The organism is Mumia xiangluensis (genome assembly GCF_010994095.1).
In the GTDB taxonomy this organism is placed as follows: domain Bacteria; phylum Actinomycetota; class Actinomycetes; order Propionibacteriales; family Nocardioidaceae; genus Mumia; species Mumia xiangluensis.
The window spans coordinates 248,710-267,552 of the sequence record NZ_WJYO01000007.1; the positions used below are offsets into that span (position 1 = coordinate 248,710).

The window sequence follows — 18,843 nt, forward strand, 5'->3', positions numbered from 1 at the left end:
GAAGGGAGCGCCGACCAGCGGGAAGGGAGCGCCGACCAGCGGGAGGGAAGCGTCGACCAGCGGGAAGGACGCGAGGCGGGCGGGGCTCAGCGCCCGGGCGCCGCCAACCACGCGACGACGACGTCGCCGATCATCGCGCGCAGCCTCGGCCGCGTGCCGTCGGCGAGCAGGTCGACGTCGAACAGGTAGCCGAACGTGTACTGGTTGGCGACCTGGAACACGCAGTACGAGCTGATCAGCAGGTGCACGTCGAGGGCGTCGACGTCCGCGCGGAACACCCCGTCGGCGATCCCCCGGTCGAGGATCGACTCGAGGACCTCCATCGCCGGCTTGCCGAGGTCGCGGAGCACCTCCAGCTTGCGTACGCCCTCGCCACGGTGGATGTTCTCGATGGCGACCAGACGCATGAAGGCCTGGTGCTCGACGTGATGGTCGTAGGTCAGCTCGGCCAACCGCCGGACGGCGTCCACGGGACCGAGGTCGCCGACCTCGAGCCGCTCCTCGGCCTCGCGGATCCCTCGGTACGCGTGCTCGAGGACCGCGAGGTAGAGCTGCTCCTTGCCGCCGAAGTAGTAGTAGATCATCCGCTTCGTCGTCCGGGTGCGCTCCGCGATCTCGTCGACGCGGGCACCGGAGTAGCCGTCCTCGGCGAACGCCTGCGTGGCCACCTCGAGGATCTCGGCCTTCGTGCGCTCGGCGTCGCGCCGTTTGAGGACCTGGTCAGCCACGGGCACCACCCTATCGAGCAGAGGCCGTTCTCTCGGGCGTTCGACCCCTGGCGAGTCAATGTACTAAATGGTACGTTCACGGCGTGCGTACGTCGATCGCCACCGTCTGCATCAGCGGAAGCCTCGTCCCCAAGCTCCACGCCTGCGCCGAAGCCGGCTTCGACGGCGTCGAGATCTTCGAGCCCGACCTCGTGACCGCGTACGAGTCGCCTGAGGAGATCCGCACGCTCGCGGCACGCCTCGGGCTCACGCTCGACCTCTACCAGCCGTTCCGCGACTTCGAGGGCGTGGACGACGACCTCTTCGCCGACAACATGCGCCGCGCAGAGACCAAGTTCCAGCTGATGCAACGCCTCGGCATGGACCTGGTGCTCGTGTGCAGCAACGTCGCGACCGCCACGATCGACTCCGACGACGTGTCCGCACGCCAGCTCCGCGCGCTCGGCGAGCTCGCCTCGTCGTACGGGGTGCGCATCGCGTTCGAGGCGCTCGCCTGGGGGAAGTACGTCGACGACTACCGGCGGGCGTGGCGGATCGTCGAGCGAGCCGACCACCCGAACGTCGGCGTCTGCCTCGACTCGTTCCACATCCTGTCGCGCGGCCACGACCCCAGCGACATCGAGAAGATCCCGGGCGACAAGATCTTCTTCCTCCAGCTCGCCGACGCGCCCGCCCTCACCATGGACGTCCTCTCGTGGAGCCGTCACCACCGGCTGTTCCCCGGGGAGGGCAGCTTCGACCTGACGGCGTTCCTCGGTCACGTGCTCGCTGCCGGATACACGGGCCCGCTGTCGCTCGAGGTGTTCAACGACGTCTTCCGCCAGACCGACGTACGCCGTACGGCCGCGCACGCCCACCGCTCGCTGGTGTGGCTCGCCGACCAGGTCCGCCGGCCCGGCGTCTCCGACGCGACGCACCACCTGACCGAGATCACTCCCCCGCAGGCGTTCGACTTCGTCGAGCTGCGCGGATCAGCCCTCGACGAGATCGACCTCGTGCTGGAGCAGCTCGGGTTCACGTTCCGCGGGCGGCACCGGACGAAGCCGGTGCGACTCTGGTCCTCCGGGCGTGCGCGGGTGATCCTCAACGAGCAGCGCGGCAACGACCGGCCGACCCACCTGGCTGCGTTCGGGCTCGAGGTCGCCGACGCCGACGCCGCGCTCGCCCGCGCCCGCGAGCTCGCCGCTCCCCCGGTGTTCCGGCAGACGCACGCCGGCGAGCAGGACCTGCCGGCGACCGCCGCGCCCGACGGCATGCAGATCCTCTTCAACGACAACGGACCGGATCCGCGGTGGCTCGACGAGTTCACCTACGGCGACCCCGGACGGGCCGACGTCGCCCGATCGATCGACCACGTGAACATCACTCAGCGATGGCAGGACTTCGACGAGGCGGTGCTGTTCTACCAGAGCGTCCTCGGCCTGGAGTCCGAGCCGCCGCGCGAGGTGGCGAGCCCGCGCGGCCTGGTCCGCAGCCAGGTGATGCGCACCCCGGACGGGTGCGTGCGCCTCCCGCTCAACGTCGAGCCGCAGGCCGAGGAAGGGCGCACGCAGCACGTCGCGTTCACGTCGGACGACGTCGTCGGACTCGCGCGCACGGCACGGGAGCGCGGGCTGTCCTTCCTCCCGGTGCCGGACAACTACTACGACGACCTGCGCGCTCGCTTCGCGCTCGACGAGGCGTTCGTCGCGGAGCTGCGCTCGCTCGACCTGCTGTACGACCAGGACGCCGACGGCGGGTTCGTGCACTTCTACACACGCACTCTGGGCGACGTCTTCTTCGAGTTCGTCGAGCGACGCGAGGCGTACGACGGGTACGGCGCCGCCGCCGACGCTCCCGTGCGCCTCGCGGCACAACGCTGAGCCGTCCCGCGAGCAGCGTCAACCGGTCAGGCGCTCGGTGCCGCTCCGGTCGATCCCCGCAGCACCAGCTCGGTGGGCAGCAGGACGCGCGGCGGCGTACGGGTCTTGCCGTTCGGCGTCGCCATGTCGAGCAGTATCTCCACCGCGGCACGGCCGACCTCGACGTGCGCCCCTCCGAGGGTCGTCAGGCTCGGCGTGCACAGGTCCGAGGCGAAGATGTTGTCGAAGCCGAGCACGCTCACGTCCTCCGGGACCCGCACACCGCGCTGCGCGAGGCGTTGCACCACGCCGATGGCCAGCAGGTCGTTGTGCGCGACGATCGCGGTCGCGTTCGTGGTGAGAGCACCGTCGGCTGCCGCGCCGCCCTGCGACACCTTCGGGGTGAACGGGCCGACACGCTCCATCCGGATCCCGTGGCCCTCGGCCGCCGTCCGCAGCGCCGACCACCGCGTCGCCGCCATCCACGAGTTGCGCGGTCCCGCGAGGTAGACGAGGTGCCGGTGCCCGAGCGACACCAGGTGCTCGACGATCTGGCGGCAGCCCTGGACGTGGTCCAGCACGACGCTCGGGATCCCAGGGAGCTCCCGGTTCATCAGCACGACGGGCCGCTGGGACGCGATCTGCTCGAGGTTCTCGTCGGGGAGACGGCTCGCGGCAAGGACGAAGCCGTCGACCGAGCTGACCAGGCGCTGGATCTGGTCGTACTCGATCCGCGGCGACTCCTCCGCGTTGACCAGCACGAGCGTGTACTCGGACGCCTTCGCCCGCAGCTCCGCTCCGCGGATGAGCTCGAAGTAGTGCGGGTTGGTGATGTCGGAGACCACCATGGCGACCGTGTGGTGACGCCCCGAGAACAGGGCTCGCGCGTGCGGGTTCGGGCGGTAGCCGAGTTCGGCCGCGGCGGCCAGGACGCGCTCTCGCGTATGGGCGCTGACACGCGTCGGCGTCGAGAACGCACGTGAGACCGTCGACGTCGCGACACCGGCGGCAGCGGCGACGTCGTAGATCGTCGGGTGGGCCATGTCACATAGGGAACACGATCTGGCAACCAGATGGCAACCGCTTGCCGTCAGGTTGCCACCCTCTCTAGGTTCGCCTGCTATGACCCACGCCACACCCACGCCGCGTGGCCCCGCGCGACTCCAGGAGCTGTTCACGCAGCCCCCGCGGTGGCTCTCGCGGACGACCCGCACGCTCACCGCGATCGAGCTCGCGATCGGCATCGCCGCGCTCCTCCTGATCTTCTTCCTGGTGCTCGCGCAGGCGCTCCAGCGCTACCTGCCGTTCGAGGGCTGGCCGTGGACCGGCGAGCTCGCCCGCTTCTGCCTGGTGTGGCTGACCTTCGTCGTCGCGGGCGTGCTGGTGACCACCGACTCGCACATCGCGATCGAGATGATCGACACGGTCGACAACGACCTCGTACGCAGGTTCGTGCGCGTGCTGTCCTGCGTGATCGTCGCCGCGATCGGCGTCGTGCTCACTCTCGCGTCGTGGTCCCTCGTGCAGGAGCAGGGGATCGTCAAGTCACCGGCGATGCAGATGCCGATGTCGTGGTTCTACGCGATCTCGATGATCGGCTTCGTGAGCACCGCGCTGCGCGCCACGATCGCCGCCGTGCAGTACGCCGTCCTCGGCGTCCCGCGCGACGACTACGCCGATGCGGAGGCTCCGGTCGCATGAGCCTCCTCGTCCTCTGCCTCCTGATCACGCTCCTGCTGGTGATCCGCGTCCCGATCGCGTTCGCGTTCATCGGGCCGTCGCTCCTCTATCTCCTCACCAACGACCAGTCGCTCGGACTCGCGCTGCGCCTCGTGGCGCAGTCGACGGCGAGCTTCCCGCTGCTCGCGGTCCCACTGTTCATCCTGCTCGGGTGCCTCGCGAACCACGCAGGCATCGCCGACCGCCTCTTCGACTTCGCGCTCGCCCTCCTCGGCCGCGTCCGCGGCAGCCTCGGCTACGTCAGCGTCGGCGTCAGCGTCGGCTTCTCCTGGATGAGCGGCTCCGCGGTCGCCGACGCCGCCGCGCTCGGCAAGCTCCAGATCCCCGCGATGCTGCGCAGCGGCTACTCGAAGAAGTTCGCACTCGGCGTCACCGGCGCCGCCTCGCTCATCGCGCCGGTGATGCCGCCGAGCATCCCCGCGGTGATCTACGCGGGCCTTGCCGCCGTCTCGACGGGCGCGCTGTTCGCGGCGTCGGTCGTTCCCGCGCTGCTGATGGCACTCGGGCTCTGCATCGTCGTGTTCTTCTGGGTACGGCGTGACCCGAACATCCAGCGCACGGAGTTCAGCTGGCCGCGCGTCTGGGAGACCGGCAAGCGCGTGATCGCCCCGCTCGGCGCTCCCGTCGTGATCCTGGGCGGCATCCTCGGCGGCTTCTTCACCCCGACGGAGGCTGCCGCGGTCGGCGCGGCGTACATGCTGATCCTCGGCTTCGTGTACCGCACGCTCCGGCTGCGCGACATGCCGAAGGTTCTCACCGAGGCCGTCCTCACGACCGGTGCGATCATGCTCATCGTCGCCTCGGCCAACCTCCTCGGCTACATCTTCGCCCGCGAGCAGGTGCCCCAGCACATCTCGACGTGGGTGCTCGACTTCACCGACGACGCGACCGTGTTCCTGCTGCTGGTGCTGCTGCTGTCGCTCGTTCTGGGGACCGCGCTCGACGCGATCGCGGTGCTGACGCTGACCGTCCCGATCCTGCTGCCGATCAGCGCGGCGTACGGCGTCGACCCGATCGCGCTCGGCGTCCTCATGATCCTGTCGCAGATGATCGGCCTGCTCACCCCGCCCGTCGGCACCGTGACCTTCGTCCTGCAGGCGATCGCGAAGGCACGGATGGCCGAGGTGTTCTGGGGGTCGCTGCCGTTCATGATCCCGCTGCTCGCACTGTGCTTCGCGATCATCTTCTGGCCCGACGCGATCCTGTACCTCCCGAAGGAGCTCGGGCTGTGAGCGCGCCACGCGGCACCGACCGCTCGGTCCTGGTCGGGCTGCTCGGGCACGGGGTCAAGCCGTCGCTCACCCCCGAGATGCACGAGCGCGAGGCTCAGCGCCACGGGCTGCGCTACGTCTACAAGACGGTCGACCTCGAGGGCGACAGGCTCAGCGTCGACCACCTCCGCGGCCTGCTCGCCGCCGCGGTCGAGCTCGGGTTCGACGGCCTCAACATCACCCATCCGATCAAGCGGACGATGCTGCCGCTCGTCGACGAGCGGTCCGCCGAGGTCGAGCGCATCGGGGCGCTCAACACCGTCCTCGTCCGCGACGGCGTGACACGGGCCTACAACACCGACGTGACCGGGTTCGCGCGCGCCTTCCGCGAGGGTCTTCCCGGCGCGGACCTCGGTGCCGTCGTCCTCCTCGGCGCGGGCGGCGCCGGCACCGCGGTGGCCGACGCCCTCGTGGACCTCGGCGCCGGTCGCCTGCACCTCGTCGACCCCGACCGGGCCCGCGCCGAAGCACTCCGCGACACCCTCGCGCGTACGGCTCCCGAGGTCGAGGTCGCCGTCGACGGCCCCGAGGCGCTCGCCGACGCCCTCACCGACGCGAGCGGCCTCGTCAACGCCACCCCGGTCGGGATGGCGCACCACCCCGGGACGCCCGTGCCCGACGACCTGCTGACACCTCAGCGCTGGGTAGCCGACATCGTCTACCGACCCCTGGTCACCGAGCTGCTCCGTACCGCGCGAGCACACGGTTGCCCGACCCTCAGCGGTGCCGGGATGGCGGTCCACCAGGCCGCCGACACCTTCGAGCTCCTCACAGGGAGGACTGCTCACCGCGAGGAGATGTTCCGCGACTTCGACGAGCTGGTCTCGGCCGAGACCGACTCGTCCACCGACGCGGACGTCGCTTCCACCACCCATCGGTCTCGGGAGTCCTCCGGAGAAAGGAACCACTGAAATGTCTGCTCGAAAGCTCCTACGCACCGTGTCGATCGCCGCCTGCGCAGTCGTCCCGATGCTCGCCCTCACGGCGTGCGGCGGCGACGACGAAGGAGGAGGCGGTGGCGACTCCACCGAGCGTGAGCTGACGCTCGCGCACAGCTACACCGAGAACCAGCCGCAGCACCGGTGCGGCGCCCAGGTGATCGCCGACGAGGTCGCGAACGCCGACGTCGGCCTCACGGTCACGGTCCATGCCAACAGCACGCTCGGAGGCGATGCCGACCGCATCAGCTCGGTCGTCTCCGGCGACATCGACATGGACATCCAGGGCGCCTCCGCCCTCGGTGCCGTGTACGAGCCGGTGGCCGTGCTCGACGCGGCGTACGCGTTCGACGACGCCGACCACCTGGCCCGCTTCTTCGACGACGACGCGTCTGACGAGGTCCTCGACGGCTTCAAGGAGGCGACCGGCGTCGGGACGCTCGGCGCGTGGTCCGCCGGCATGCGGCAGTTCACCGCCAACGAGCCGATCCGCAACCCGGACGACCTCGACGGGCTGCGCATGCGCTTCCCCGCGTCGCCGCAGTTCCTGATGAACGCCAAGGCGCTCGGCGCCAACGCCACCGAGGTCGCGTACGAGGAGCTGTTCCTCGCGCTGCAGCAGGGCACGGTCGACGGACAGGAGAACCCGATCGTCAACATCGAGGCGATCAGCCTCGACGAGGTCCAGGACTACATCAGCATGTCGTCGCACCAGGCCAACTCCAACCTCGTCATCATCGGAAAGGTCTGGGACGAGCTGTCCGACGAGCAGCAGGACGCACTCCAGGCGGCCGTCGACAAGGCCGTCGAGCAGGTGCCGGGCTGTGTCGAGGAGGACGAGCAGAAGACGCTCGACGCCTGGGCCGAGAGCGGATCGCTGGAGGTCGTCGACGACGTGGACGTCGACGCGTTCCGGACGCAGGCCGACACGTACCTGCGGGAGAACTTCAACGACGAGCAGCTGGCCGTGTACGAGGCGATCCGAGGCACGGCTGGATGACGGCGGTGGTGGGGGAGGTCCAGACGTTCAGGGGCCCCGTCGAGGCGTCCGACCTCGGCGTCACGCTCATCCACGAGCACGTGTTCGTGGGGCACCCGGAGCTCGACCTGAACTTCCCCCACCCCGAGTGGGACGAGGCCGCAGCGGTCGAGTCGGCCGTTGCCGGCCTCGACCGCCTGTTCGACCTCGGCGTACGCACAGTGGTGGACCTCACCGTGCTCGGCCTCGGTCGCGACGTGGCGCGGGTGTCGCAGGTCGCGGCTCGGTCACGGGTCCAGCTGGTCGCGTCGACCGGCTACTACACGGCGGACGTGCTGCCGCCGTACTTCCACACCCACGGCCCCGGCCTCCTGATCGACCGGCCCGACCCGCTGGTGGAGATATTCGTCGCCGACATCGAGGACGGCATCGCGGGCACCGGCGTGCGCGCGGGGATGCTCAAGGTCGTGACCGACCGCGCAGGGTTCACACCTGACGTGACACGGGTGATGACGGCGGCTGCGGTCGCGCACCAGCAGACCGGCGTCCCGATCACGACCCACACGCACGCGCCGTCGCAGAGCGGGCGCGACCAGCTCGCGTTCCTCGGTCGTCACGGGGTCGAGCCCGATCGCATCATCGTCGGGCACTGCGGCGACTCGGAGGACCTGTCGTACCTCCGCGAGCTCGCCGACGCCGGCGCGACGCTGGGCATGGACCGCTTCGGGATGGAGCACGTGCTCGACGACGAGAGCCGCGTACGCACGGTGCTGGCGCTGCTGGACCTCGGGTACGCCGACCGGATGGTGCTGTCGCACGACGCCGCGTTCTTCAGCCGTGTCACGCCGCCGAGCTGGCGTGCCGTGCACGTCCCGAACTGGCACATGGAGAACCTGCATCGCCGGATCGTGCCGATGCTGCGCGAAGGGGGTGCCGCCGAGGACGACCTGCACCAGATGCTTGTCGTGAACCCGGCACGGCTGCTGGCCCCGCACTGACCGCCCGCGAGTCACCCTTCCCGCCCCGCGAGTCACGCTCTCCGCACCGCGAGTCACGCTCTCCGCACCGCGAGTCACCCTTCCCGCAACGCGAGTCACCAGCCCGCACCGCGAGTCACCCAGCGCTGGTTACGACCACCGAGCGACGCCTGCATCCGTCGCTCGGTGGTCGGAATCGGCGCCGGGCGAGACGGTCACGCGGTGCGACGATCCGTGGACCGCCGCATCAGTACTGTTCGGCCATGAAGCGCATCGTCGGCGCCCTGGTGCTCGCCGTCTCGTTCCTCGTCCTCGGCCTCGTCGGGCCCGCGTCGGCAGAGACCATCGAGGACCAGCTGGACTGCCACCCGCCGCAGTGCTACGTGCAGGACGGCGACCCGTTCGACGCGAGCTCCGACGGCGGGGTCGGGGTGGTCCTGGCGCTCGCCCTCATCGCGGGTGTCGTCGTCCTGGGCATCACCGCCTACAAGGTGAGCATGGCCCGCGACATCGCCCGCAGGTCCGGCATGGACCCGGACAAGGCGGCGGCGATGACACTGCTGAGCGACGACGGCCTCGACGCCACGTACCTCGCGGCCAACCTGCGCGATCGGGACCCGAGCGACGTTCAGCAGGCTGCGCCCGCGCGGACCCCGCGGGAGCGTCTGCGAGACCTCACGGAGCTGAAGGCGCAGGGACTGGTGAGCGAGGACGAGTACGCCCAGCGCCGCGCCGCGATCCTCGACTCGATCTGACGGGTCTCGATCCGGGCCAGCACTCCGGCCCCGACCGGCGGAGGTGGTCCGGCCGCTATCGTGCGCCCATGACTGACACGGTGCTCGTGACCGGCGGCAGCGGCTTCATCGCGAGCCACCTCGTCGCGCAGCTGCTCGACGCCGGGTACGCCGTCCGCGCGAGCGTGAGAGACCTGAGCCGCACCGACAAGGTCGACCCCCTCCGTACGCTCGCCGCGGGCCGTCGCGGCACGCTCGAGGTGTTCGAGGCGGACCTCCTCGACGACGGCGCCTTCACGGCAGCGATGGCCGGCTGCACCCGCGTGTTCCACGTCGCGAGCCCGTTCCTGATGCCCGAGCAGATCAAGGACGGCCGTCGCGACGTGCTCGACCCGGCGACCATCGGCACCCGCAACGTGCTCGACGCCGTCAACGCCACGCCGAGCGTCGAGCGCCTGGTGCTCACCTCCACGGTCGGGGCGATCTTCGGCGACTACGTCGACGTGCTCGCGATGAAGGACAAGACGCTGCGCGAGGAGTACGTCAACGAGACCAGCACGCTCGAGAACAACCCGTACCACTACGCGAAGACGCAGGCGGAGCTCCTCGCGTGGGAGGCGGCCCGTGCGCAGGACCGGTGGTCCCTCGTCTGCATCAACCCCGGTCTCGTCCTCGGCCCCTCGATCAGCGGCCCGTCCGACTCCGGCAGCCTCTTCCTGATGAACGAGCTGATGAGCGGCTACTTCTTCTACGGGGCACCCGACTTCAGCTTCACCGTCGCCGACGTGCGGGACGTCGCCGCCGCGCACGTCCGTGCAGCAGAGACCGACGACGCGCACGGCCGCTACATCGTGGCGCGCCCGGAGATGCTGTCGTTCCTCGAGATGGCGCGCATCATCCGGAGCCGTCACCGCCGCCGGGTCCTCATCCCACGGCACCCGGTGCCCGATGCTGCGGTGCGGGTGCTGGGGCCCCGCTTCGGCCTCACCCCGGACTACATCGCCAAGCACCTCGGCATCCGGTTCGCGGTGGACAACAGCCGCAGCGTCGCGGAGCTGGGGATCGCGTACCGGCCGGCCGAGGAGACGATCCTCGACCACTTCGACGGCTGGCTGGCGGGCCGGTCTCGAAGGCGCGAGCGCGCTTCCGCGCGGGCGTGACGTAGGTCACATTTCTGCCCGCCAGGACGGCGCCACGTCATTTCCGACAAAACCACACATAGCGACACAGGGTGCGCTAGCGCCCCGCGATTCGCCCTTGGCTGCCTGATGAAATCACTGCTATACAGGCGGCCGACGCGTGGGTCGCAAATCCGGAGTCGACCACGCAGAAGGGAGCGCCCCCATGACCGAGGCCGTCGCAGCTCAGGACGAGCAGACCCCCTACGAGCGCGTGGGTGGTGGAGCCGCCGTCAAGGTCGTCGTCGACCGGTTCTACGAGCTCGTGCTCGCTGACGAGACTCTCGCCCCGTACTTCACCGACAGCGACCTAACGAACCTCAAGCGTCACCAGGTGCAGCTCATCTCGCACCTGCTCGACGGCCCGGTCTCGTACGAGGGCCGCGAGCTCCGCGACGCCCACGCCGGCCTCGCGATCACCCCCGAGGCGTACGCGCGCGTGACCGAGCACCTGGTCGGCGTTCTCGTGGACGCCGGCGTGCCGGACGACATCATCGCCTCACTCGGTGGGACGCTCGGGGCCGTCGAGCCCGAGATCGTCGCCCCGCAGAACTGACCGGCGTGGATGCAGCAGCACTGAAGGAGAGCTGGGCGTACGTCGCGAAGAACGGTGACGACGTACCCCTGTTCTTCTACTCGCACCTGTTCCTGTCCCATCCCGACGTCCGGAGCATGTTCCCGATCTCGATGTCGGGTCAGCGCGACAAGCTGGTGGCCGCGCTCGGCGCGGTCGTGAGCAACGTCGACCGGTTCGACACCGTCGCGCCTCTCCTCGGCCAGCTCGGCAACGACCACCGGCGCTTCCGCGCCACGCCCGACCAGTACAACGCGGTCGGCGCATCGCTGCTCGCGACGCTCCAGCACTTCCTCGGCGAGCAGTGGACCGACGAGCTCGCCGCCGACTGGGCAGCGGCGTACGGCGTGATCGCCAAGACGATGGTCCAGGGCGCCGAGGAGGCCGCCAAGACCGCCCCGTCGTGGTGGGACGCCGACGTCGTCTCCGTCGAGCGCCGCACGCTCGACGTCGCGGTGATCCAGATCCGCCCGCAGCAACCACTCCCGTACGAGCCGGGTCAGTCCGTGGCGGTCGAGGCCCCCCAGCGCGAGCGCCTGTGGCGCTACTACAGCCCCGCCAACGCTCCCCGCGAGGACGGCACGCTCGACCTGCACGTGCAGATCGTCGACGGCGGGCAGGTCAGCAGCGCGATGGTCAAGGAGCTCACGGTCGGAGACACCGTGCGCATGAGCGCACCGATCGGCACGGCCCTCACGATGGACGACCCGTCCCGCGACCTCCTGCTCATCGCCGGAGGGACCGGGCTCGCGCCCTTCAAGGCCGTGGTCGAGCAGGTCGACCGCCTGTGGCGTGCGACCGGCAAGGGCCCGAAGGTGCACCTCTTCCACGGCGCCCGGATGCCGTGGAACCTGTACGACGACGAGGCCATGAGGGCGTACGCCGAGCTTCCGTGGTTCTCGTACGACACCGTCGTCTCCGACGACGCGAGCTACCGCGGGCTCCGCGGCAACGTGGCCGAGGTTGCGGCCGCCCAGGGGGGTTGGGCAGGCTACCGCGTCATGGTGTGTGGTTCGGGAGCGATGGTCGAGGGCTCGTTGACCGACCTCGTCGCAGCCGGATTCTCCCCCGACGACATCCGCTACGAGGACTTCGGGACGAGCGGCTCACCGCCGTCCGCCGACACGGGAAGGACGGAGTGACGCCATGACCACCCCCATCGACGTCAACAAGATCGCGTCCGAGATCCGCCGCGCGAGCTTCACGGTGCGCCGACGCGGGTTCGACGAGGACGAGGTCGGCATCTTCCTGCGTGAGCTGGCGACCGCGGTGCAGCGCCTCGAGGACGAGAACGACTCCCTTCGCACCGAGCTGAAGGCGCGTGACGTCAAGAGCACCGAGCCGATCAGCGCTCAAGCGGTGATCATGTTCGCCGAGGCGCAGAAGATCGCCGACAGCCTGATCGACGAGGCGGTGTCGCACGCTCGCGAGCTCATGGTGTCGGCCCGCTCGCAGCAGCGCGACATCGTCCGCGACGCGCACGCGGCAGCGGCGGCGGCCGCAGAGAAGGCGGCCGAGACCGCCGAGCAGGTCAGGGCCGAGCAGTCCAGGTCGGCACCGGACAACGGCGACGGCTCCGGCGGCACCCGGTACGACCACCCGATCGCGGAGATCGAGTACGTCCGTACGTTCGCGAAGGTCGCCCAGATCCAGCTGCGCTCGGTGCTCGACGCGCTCACCGAGCAGGTCGACGCGCTCGGCGAGATGCCGCGGCTCGACCAGGTCGACGAGTCACGCCAGCGGCCGCGGCGCGATCGCTAGGCTCCCGTCCGGCCGCCCCGGAGTGCGCATGGCCGCCCCGGGGCGGTCGGGTGAGCGTCCAGGCGTCGGACGCGGTCGTGCGGCGATCGAGCACGGGTTCGAGAGGCCGGGATGTCCGCCGAGAGCCGGTGGTCGGACGAGCCTCTCGTGGTGCTCCCGTGCCTGGCCGACGACGACTCGAGGCACGCCGCGCGGAGATCACCGCTGCCGCGGACTGGCAGGTCGACGCCCGCCTCTGACGCAGGAGTCGGCGCCCGGGCCGGTCAGGAGAGGTGAACTACCATTTCGAAGGTGAGCCACCCAGTCGCGAACCGCCGCACGTTCGGGCGAGGTCGATGGAGCGCGGCCGAGCTCGCCGAGCGCAAGCGTCGGCAGGGTCTGCGGGTCAGCGTCGTCCTCCCCGCGCGCGACGAGGAGAAGACGATCGGCAGCATCGTCGAGCGCCTCGTCTCCGATCTGGTCGACGCCGTGCCGCTGATCGACGAGCTCGTCGTCGTCGACTCCGACTCGACGGACGCCACGTACGCCGTCGCGGCCGCGGCCGGCGCGCGGGTGCACCGCGCGTCCGAGATCGCCCCCGAGCTCGGCAGCCGACCGGGCAAGGGCGAGGCGATGTGGAAGTCGCTGTTCGTGACCGAGGGCGACATCCTCGTCTTCATGGACGCCGACCTCGTCGAGTGGGAGACCGACTTCGTCGTCAACCTCGTCGGGCCGTTCCTCGAAGACCGGGGCATCGACCTCGTCAAGGGCTTCTACGAGCGCCCGCTGATCCTCGGCGACGGCTCGGCCCTGGCGGCAGGGCGTGTCACCGAGCTGGTCGCCCGTCCCGTCATCGCGCTGCAGTGGCCGGAGCTGAGCGGGCTCGTCCAGCCCCTCGCGGGCGAGTGGGCCATCCGCAGATCGTGGTTCGCCGAGCTGTCGGTCCCGACGGGCTACGCAGTCGAGCTGGCAGCACTGGTCGACACCGCTGCGGCGCACGGTGCCGCGGCGATCGCCCAGGTCGATCTCGGACGCCGCGAGCACGGCCACCAGGGCCTCCACGATCTCGGTGTGATGGCTACCCAGATCCTGGCGATGGCGCGGGACCGAGCGGGCCGTGCGACCGAGCGGCCGGAGACCGTGCACCTGCGTCAGTTCGCGATCCGCGACGAGGAGCCGGTCGCGCTCGACCGCTTCGTCCCGGTCGACGAACGCCCGCCGGCGGTGTCCGTCGCGGGGTACCGCAGCAGGGAAACCGCGGAGCACCCGTGCTGAGACTGGGGCGCCGCACGTTCGGCGACGACGAGACGCTGATGATGGCCATCGTCAACCGGACCACCGACTCGTTCTACGACAAGGGCGCCACCTGGCAGGAGGACGCCGCGCTCGAACGCGTCCGTGCCGTCGTCGACCAGGGCGCCGAGATCGTCGACATCGGCGGCATCAAGGCCGCTCCGGGGGTCGAGATCAGTGCCGACGAGGAGATGCGCCGCGTCGTCGACTTCGTCGCCAAGGTGCGTGCCGAGCACCCTGACCTGATCATCAGCGTGGACACCTGGCGGGCGAGCGTCGGACGCGCCGTGTGCGCGGCGGGTGCCGATCTCCTCAACGACGCGTGGGGCGGCGCGGACCCCGACCTCGCCGAGGTCGCAGCCGAGTTCGACGTCGGACTGGTCTGCACTCACGTCGGCCCGCAGCAACCGCGGACGCGGCCCCACCGCGTCGAGTACGCCGACGTGGTCGCCGACGCGATCGCGACGACGGTCGGCCTGGCGGAACGGGCGGTGAGCCTGGGCGTCGACCGCGACCGGATCCTCATCGATCCCGCCCACGACTTCGGCAAGAACACGTGGCACTCCCTGGAGGTCACGCGTCGACTCGACGAGATGGTGGCGACGGGCTGGCCGGTGCTCGTGTCGCTCTCCAACAAGGACTTCGTCGGTGAGTCGCTCGACCTGCCGGTCGGCGAGCGCCTGATGGGCACGCTCGGCGCGACGGCGATCTGCACGTGGCACGGCGCGCGGGTGTTCCGCGTCCACGAGGTCACCGAGACGCGGCAGGTCGTCGACATGGTGTCGACGATCCGCGGTGTACGCCGGCCGAGCCGCGCGGTCCGAGGGCTCGCGTGAGGAGCGTCAGGTGATCGTCGCAGGAGCCGTCTGCCCCGCTCCCCCGCTGCTGCTGCCCGAGCTCGCCGGTCAGGAGGACGTCGGCCGTGAGCTGCGCGAGGTGTGCGTGCGCGCGGTCACCGACCTCCTCGCGCAGCGGCCGGACGTCGTGGTCGTCGTGACGGTCGAGGACCCGGTGCGCTCGCCGTCGCTCCCCCAGCGGGTCGCGGAGATGCTCCTCAGCGGGGCTCTCGACGCCGTCGCGGCGGCAGACCGCCCCCGCGTCGAGCATCTCGTGGTCCCCGCCGACGCCGACACCTCGGACATCGAGAAGCTGGCCGGGCCGCTCCTCGAGCGCACCGACGACGTGGCGATCCTGGTGCTCGCCGAGGGCAGCGCGCGCCGTACCGAGAAGGCGCCCGGCCACCTCGACCCGCGTGCCTCCGCGTACGACGAGGTCACCCGTGCCGCCCTCGAGACACCCGATCCGGCGGCGCTGCTGGCCCAGGACGTCGAGCTCGCGGACGCGCTGCTCGCTGCCGGCCACCGAGCGCTCGTCCTGCTCGCTGCGGCGACCCAGTCCGCTGCGCCGTCACCCGTCGGAGACCTCCGTTGGGCCGACGACCCCTTCGGGGTCATGTACTTCGTGGTGGTGTGGTCGTGCGCATCCTGATCGATGAGCTCCACCGGGTCGACGAGGTGGGTCCTCCGCAGGGTTCCGGAGCTCGGCAGCCCGACCTCGCCGACCTCCCGACGCTCTATGCCTACCCGGAGGCCGCTGACACGCGCTGGTGGGCGCGCGCCAACATGGTGTCGACCCTCGACGGCGCCGCGACGGGCAGCGACGGGCTCTCGGGCACGATCAGCGACGCGCTCGACAAGGAGGTGTTCGGTCTGCTCCGGGCACTGGCCGACGTCGTCGTCGTGGGTGCAGGGACGGTCGAGCGCGAGGGCTACCGTGCTCCGCGCCCGCCGGCTCAGGTGTGGTCCGCGCTCCGCGACGGTCGCCCGCAGGCTCCCGCTCTCGCGGTCGTGAGCCGCCGCGGTCGGGTGCCGGACTCGCTCCTCGCCGAGCCACGGGACGGCGACGGCGACGTCCTGCTCGTGACGTGCGGCTCAGCAGGGCGTACGGCGCTGGACCTCGCCGCGGAGCGGCTCGGTCCCGACAACGTGCTGGTCCTCGGGGACAGCTCGGTCGACCTCGTCGCGATGACCGACGCGTTCGCCGCACGCGGCTGGACCCGCGGCCTGTGCGAAGGCGGTCCGACGTTCCTGGCCACGATGGTGACCGACGGCCGGATCGACGAGCTGTGCCTGACGGTGTCGCCGAAGTTCGTCGCAGGCGACCACCCGCGGATCGCCCACGGCCTGGGCATCGACCGTACGACCGTGCCTCGCCTCCTCGTCGAGCACGACGGCGCGCTGCTCGGCCGGTGGGCCATCGAGGCGACGGACCCACCGGCCTGACCGGCGCCAGGCTCAGAGGTCGGTGACCCGAAGGCCCGCGTGCACCTTGTAGCGACGGTTCACACTGATGAGGTTCGCGGTGAGCGCCTCGACCTGGTGTGCGTTGCGGAGGCGGCCGCCGTACACGCCACGGACGCCGGGGATCGCCGACGCGAGCTCCTGCACGAGGTCGGTCGCCTCGCGGTCGTCGCCGAGGACGAGGACGTCGGTGTCGACGGTCGTGACCTCGGGGTCCTCGAGCAGCACGGCCGAGACGTGGTGGAACGCCGCGGTGACGATGGAGTCCGGGAGCACGGCGCGCGCCTGCTGGGCCGCGGACCCCTCCTCGACCGGCAGCGCGTACGCACCCTGCTTGTCGAAGCCCAGCGGGTTCACGCAGTCGACGACGATCTTGCCGGCCAGCTGCGGGGCGAGCTCGACGAGGAGCTCTCGGTGCCCGTCCCACGGCACGGCCACCAGCACGATGTCGCCCGCAGCGGCCGCGTCGGCGTTGGTCGCACCGGTCACCGCCGCCGATCCGCCGCCGATCGACTCGGCCAGCGTCGCGGCCACGTCGGAGGCGCGGCCTGCGTCACGCGAGCCGAGCACGACCCGGATGCCGGCGGCGGCAAAGCGTCGGGCCAGCCCGCGTCCCTGCGGTCCGGTGCCACCGAGCACTGCCACGGTCCGGTCGGCCCACTGTTCGGACATCGTCATGTCTGCTTTCCTCTCATCGCCGCCCGGGGCCTCCCGGGGACAACAGTCGTCCGGGCCAGGGTCCAGCCCGTCTCGTGCTCACCTTGCCAGGAGGGTGACGGCGTTCCGCACGCGGTCCACCGATCGGATGGTTCGTGAGCCGTGATCGGGCATCGTGTGCCGCGACCACGCCGACCCTGCTGCCCGTCGAGCGCCGTTGGTGCGCTGGTGGTCACTGGCCGCGGCGCGGTGACCACCAGCGCACCGATGCCGACGCCGTACGGCGGTCAGCTGAGGTCGTCGAGCGCGCGTCGAGCCCGTGCCTCCTCGCGCTCGGCGGCGGCGTTGGCGCGCAGCGCCTCCTTCGCCTCGCGCTGGCCACGCGTCAGTGCCGCGTCGATGCCTTCGAGCTCGTCACGGAGTGCGGCGCGGCGCCGCTCGAGGTCGTCGACGGCGTCCGTCGCCGCTGCCGCACGCTGCTGAGCCGCCGAGACCGCGTCGCGTGCACTGCTCAGCCGCTCCCGCGCCGCCCGGAGCGCAGCGCCCGCCTCCTTCTTCGCCTTCTCAGCCTTCGCCTTCTCAGCCTTCGCCTTCTCAGCCTTCGCCTTCTCCGCCTTCTTCGCCCTCCCCTGCTTTGCCGCCTTCTCGGGCTCAGCCTTCTCAGCCTTCTCCGCCTTCTCGGCCTTCTTCGCCTTCTGCCGGCTCGTCGGCTTCTCCGGCTCGGCCTTCTCAGCCTTCTCGGCCTTCTTCGCCTTCTGCCGGCTCGTCGGCTCCGGCGACTTCACCAGCCGCAGCCGAGGTCGCCCGACGACGTCGCCGACCGCCTCCGGCACCGCCACGAGACCGTCGAGGTCGATGGGCTCGAACCCGGTCGACGTCAGGGAGTCCACCAGCAGCCCGGTCTCCAACGCGGCCGCCGCGCGCGCGTCGGTGAGGGCGGCGTTCAACGTCCTGGCGACCGCGTCCGCCCCGGGATCTCCGAGGGGTTCGCCGGCCTGCTCGGCGAGCCTGCGGGCGTCCCCCACGAGGTCGGCGACGAGCGCACGCCGACGGGACGCGGCCGCCCGCAGCTCACCAGCGTCGAGCCGGTCCTGCGCGTCGCGGAGCTCGACCCCCAGGGCGAGCAGCGTGTCGACCCGGTCGCGCTCGCGGCGTACGAGGAGGTTCGTCGCCCACGCGGCCTTCGTCGGCTTGCGAAGGGCGGCGATGCGCCGGGCGAGTGCGGCGTCGCCTGCGGCGCGGGCGTCCTTGGCGCTCGCGGTGCGGGTGCTGACGAAGTCCGCGGGCAGCACGGCGTACAGGTCTCGCGCCACGTCGTCGATGTCCACCGCGGGCACCCCCTCCGTCTGCTCAGAGGGTACGCGTCATGAAGGTGCTGTTCGGGTCGTGCTGGTACGAGCCGAAGGGGTCGCACGCCACGAACCCCGCCCGCGCGTAGAGCGCCCGGGCCGCCGCGAAGAAGTCCATGGTGCCGGTCTCGAGCGACACGCGAGCCACACCGCGGCTCCGCGCGTCGGCGAGCACGTGCTCGAGCAGACCCTTCGCGACGCCCCGTCCGCGGTGCTGCGGATCGGTCCGCATGCTCTTGAGCTCCTCGTGGTCCGGCTCCAGCGCGGCCAGTGCGGCGGTGCCGATGATCTCGCCGCCGCCCTCCGCGACCCACATCCGTACCTCAGGGACCGCCAGCGAGGACAGGTCGAGCGCGTGCCTGCTCTCGGCAGGCGCGGTCGGGGCGAGGTCGTCGAGGTGCGCCTGGAGGAAGGCGGCGAGCCGCCGGTCGGTGAAGTCGGCACGGTCGATGAGGATCGTCACCACACCATGGTCGTACGGCGATGTTTCGCGCAGGTGACCCTGCCCTTGAGCGTCGCTAGGGTGCCCCTACCCGACAACGGG

Annotated in this window: 20 protein-coding genes; 15 read left to right on the top strand and 5 right to left on the bottom strand. The window is 70.9% G+C overall.

The window, feature by feature from the left end; translation table 11 throughout:
• Positions 1-86: 86 nt before the first annotated feature.
• On the bottom strand, positions 87-728 hold the full coding sequence (locus GH747_RS21020; protein ID WP_228553033.1) for a TetR/AcrR family transcriptional regulator: 642 nt from the start codon (positions 726-728) through the stop codon (positions 87-89).
• 83 nt (positions 729-811) lie between these two features.
• Between GH747_RS21020 and GH747_RS21025 the strand changes: the two genes are divergently transcribed.
• A complete protein-coding gene (locus tag GH747_RS21025) occupies positions 812-2,590 on the top strand; it encodes a bifunctional sugar phosphate isomerase/epimerase/4-hydroxyphenylpyruvate dioxygenase family protein (protein WP_149771589.1) in 1,779 nt (592 codons plus the stop codon).
• Between the two features lie 26 nt (positions 2,591-2,616).
• On the opposite strand, the gene GH747_RS21030 is transcribed toward GH747_RS21025, so the two are convergent.
• Positions 2,617-3,612, bottom strand: a complete 996-nt coding sequence (locus tag GH747_RS21030; RefSeq protein WP_149771590.1) for a LacI family DNA-binding transcriptional regulator — start codon at positions 3,610-3,612, stop codon at positions 2,617-2,619.
• Between the two features lie 79 nt (positions 3,613-3,691).
• On the opposite strand from GH747_RS21030, the gene GH747_RS21035 reads away from it, so the two are divergent.
• From GH747_RS21035 to GH747_RS21100, 14 genes are all read left to right on the top strand, one after another.
• Positions 3,692-4,270 carry a TRAP transporter small permease gene (locus tag GH747_RS21035; RefSeq protein ID WP_163695870.1) on the top strand — a complete coding sequence of 193 codons (579 nt, stop codon included), beginning with the start codon at positions 3,692-3,694 and terminating at the stop codon, positions 4,268-4,270.
• Positions 4,267-5,541: a TRAP transporter large permease gene (locus tag GH747_RS21040; RefSeq protein WP_149771592.1), complete on the top strand. Its 1,275-nt coding sequence runs from the start codon at positions 4,267-4,269 to the stop codon at positions 5,539-5,541. Before GH747_RS21035 ends, GH747_RS21040 begins: the two co-directional genes overlap by 4 nt.
• Entirely contained in the window at positions 5,538-6,491 is a 954-nt protein-coding gene (locus tag GH747_RS21045; RefSeq protein ID WP_149771593.1) for a shikimate dehydrogenase, read from the top strand. The genes GH747_RS21040 and GH747_RS21045 overlap by 4 nt, the downstream gene beginning before the upstream one ends.
• Position 6,492: 1 nt before the next feature.
• Positions 6,493-7,518, top strand: a complete 1,026-nt coding sequence (locus tag GH747_RS21050) for a DctP family TRAP transporter solute-binding subunit (RefSeq protein ID WP_149771594.1) — start codon at positions 6,493-6,495, stop codon at positions 7,516-7,518.
• Positions 7,515-8,495 (top strand): phosphotriesterase family protein, encoded by a 981-nt coding sequence (locus GH747_RS21055; RefSeq protein ID WP_205603055.1) that lies wholly within the window; start codon positions 7,515-7,517, stop codon positions 8,493-8,495. The genes GH747_RS21050 and GH747_RS21055 overlap by 4 nt, the downstream gene beginning before the upstream one ends.
• Positions 8,496-8,737: 242 nt before the next feature.
• Positions 8,738-9,229, top strand: a complete 492-nt coding sequence (locus GH747_RS21060; RefSeq protein ID WP_149771595.1) for an SHOCT domain-containing protein — start codon at positions 8,738-8,740, stop codon at positions 9,227-9,229.
• Between the two features lie 68 nt (positions 9,230-9,297).
• The gene (locus GH747_RS21065) at positions 9,298-10,368 is read left to right on the top strand and encodes an NAD-dependent epimerase/dehydratase family protein (protein WP_149771596.1); all 1,071 of its coding nucleotides are present in this window, start codon (positions 9,298-9,300) and stop codon (positions 10,366-10,368) included.
• A 184-nt stretch (positions 10,369-10,552) separates the two neighbouring features.
• A complete protein-coding gene (locus tag GH747_RS21070) occupies positions 10,553-10,942 on the top strand; it encodes a group I truncated hemoglobin (protein ID WP_149771597.1) in 390 nt (129 codons plus the stop codon).
• Between the two features lie 5 nt (positions 10,943-10,947).
• A complete protein-coding gene (locus tag GH747_RS21075) occupies positions 10,948-12,102 on the top strand; it encodes an FAD-binding oxidoreductase (RefSeq protein WP_149771598.1) in 1,155 nt (384 codons plus the stop codon).
• A gap of 4 nt (positions 12,103-12,106) precedes the next feature.
• Positions 12,107-12,721, top strand: a complete 615-nt coding sequence (locus tag GH747_RS21080; protein WP_149771599.1) for a DivIVA domain-containing protein — start codon at positions 12,107-12,109, stop codon at positions 12,719-12,721.
• A 291-nt stretch (positions 12,722-13,012) separates the two neighbouring features.
• The gene (locus GH747_RS21085) at positions 13,013-13,975 is read left to right on the top strand and encodes a glucosyl-3-phosphoglycerate synthase (protein WP_149771600.1); all 963 of its coding nucleotides are present in this window, start codon (positions 13,013-13,015) and stop codon (positions 13,973-13,975) included.
• Entirely contained in the window at positions 13,969-14,829 is an 861-nt protein-coding gene (gene folP, locus GH747_RS21090) for a dihydropteroate synthase (RefSeq protein ID WP_149771601.1), read from the top strand. Before GH747_RS21085 ends, folP begins: the two co-directional genes overlap by 7 nt.
• A 10-nt stretch (positions 14,830-14,839) precedes the next feature.
• Entirely contained in the window at positions 14,840-15,481 is a 642-nt protein-coding gene (locus tag GH747_RS21095) for a class III extradiol ring-cleavage dioxygenase family protein (RefSeq protein ID WP_149771602.1), read from the top strand.
• Entirely contained in the window at positions 15,469-16,275 is an 807-nt protein-coding gene (locus GH747_RS21100; protein ID WP_149771603.1) for a dihydrofolate reductase family protein, read from the top strand. Before GH747_RS21095 ends, GH747_RS21100 begins: the two co-directional genes overlap by 13 nt.
• A 12-nt stretch (positions 16,276-16,287) precedes the next feature.
• Here GH747_RS21100 and npdG read toward each other — a convergent pair whose 3' ends face one another.
• The 3 genes from npdG to GH747_RS21115 all read right to left on the bottom strand — a co-directional run bounded on the left by npdG (position 16,288) and on the right by GH747_RS21115 (position 18,762).
• Positions 16,288-16,971, bottom strand: a complete 684-nt coding sequence (npdG, locus tag GH747_RS21105; protein ID WP_228553034.1) for an NADPH-dependent F420 reductase — start codon at positions 16,969-16,971, stop codon at positions 16,288-16,290.
• Positions 16,972-17,237: 266 nt separating this feature from the next.
• On the bottom strand, positions 17,238-18,278 hold the full coding sequence (locus GH747_RS21110; protein WP_149771604.1) for a hypothetical protein: 1,041 nt from the start codon (positions 18,276-18,278) through the stop codon (positions 17,238-17,240).
• Between the two features lie 22 nt (positions 18,279-18,300).
• Positions 18,301-18,762 carry a GNAT family N-acetyltransferase gene (locus GH747_RS21115; RefSeq protein ID WP_149771605.1) on the bottom strand — a complete coding sequence of 154 codons (462 nt, stop codon included), beginning with the start codon at positions 18,760-18,762 and terminating at the stop codon, positions 18,301-18,303.
• Between the last annotated feature and the right edge of the window lie 81 nt (positions 18,763-18,843).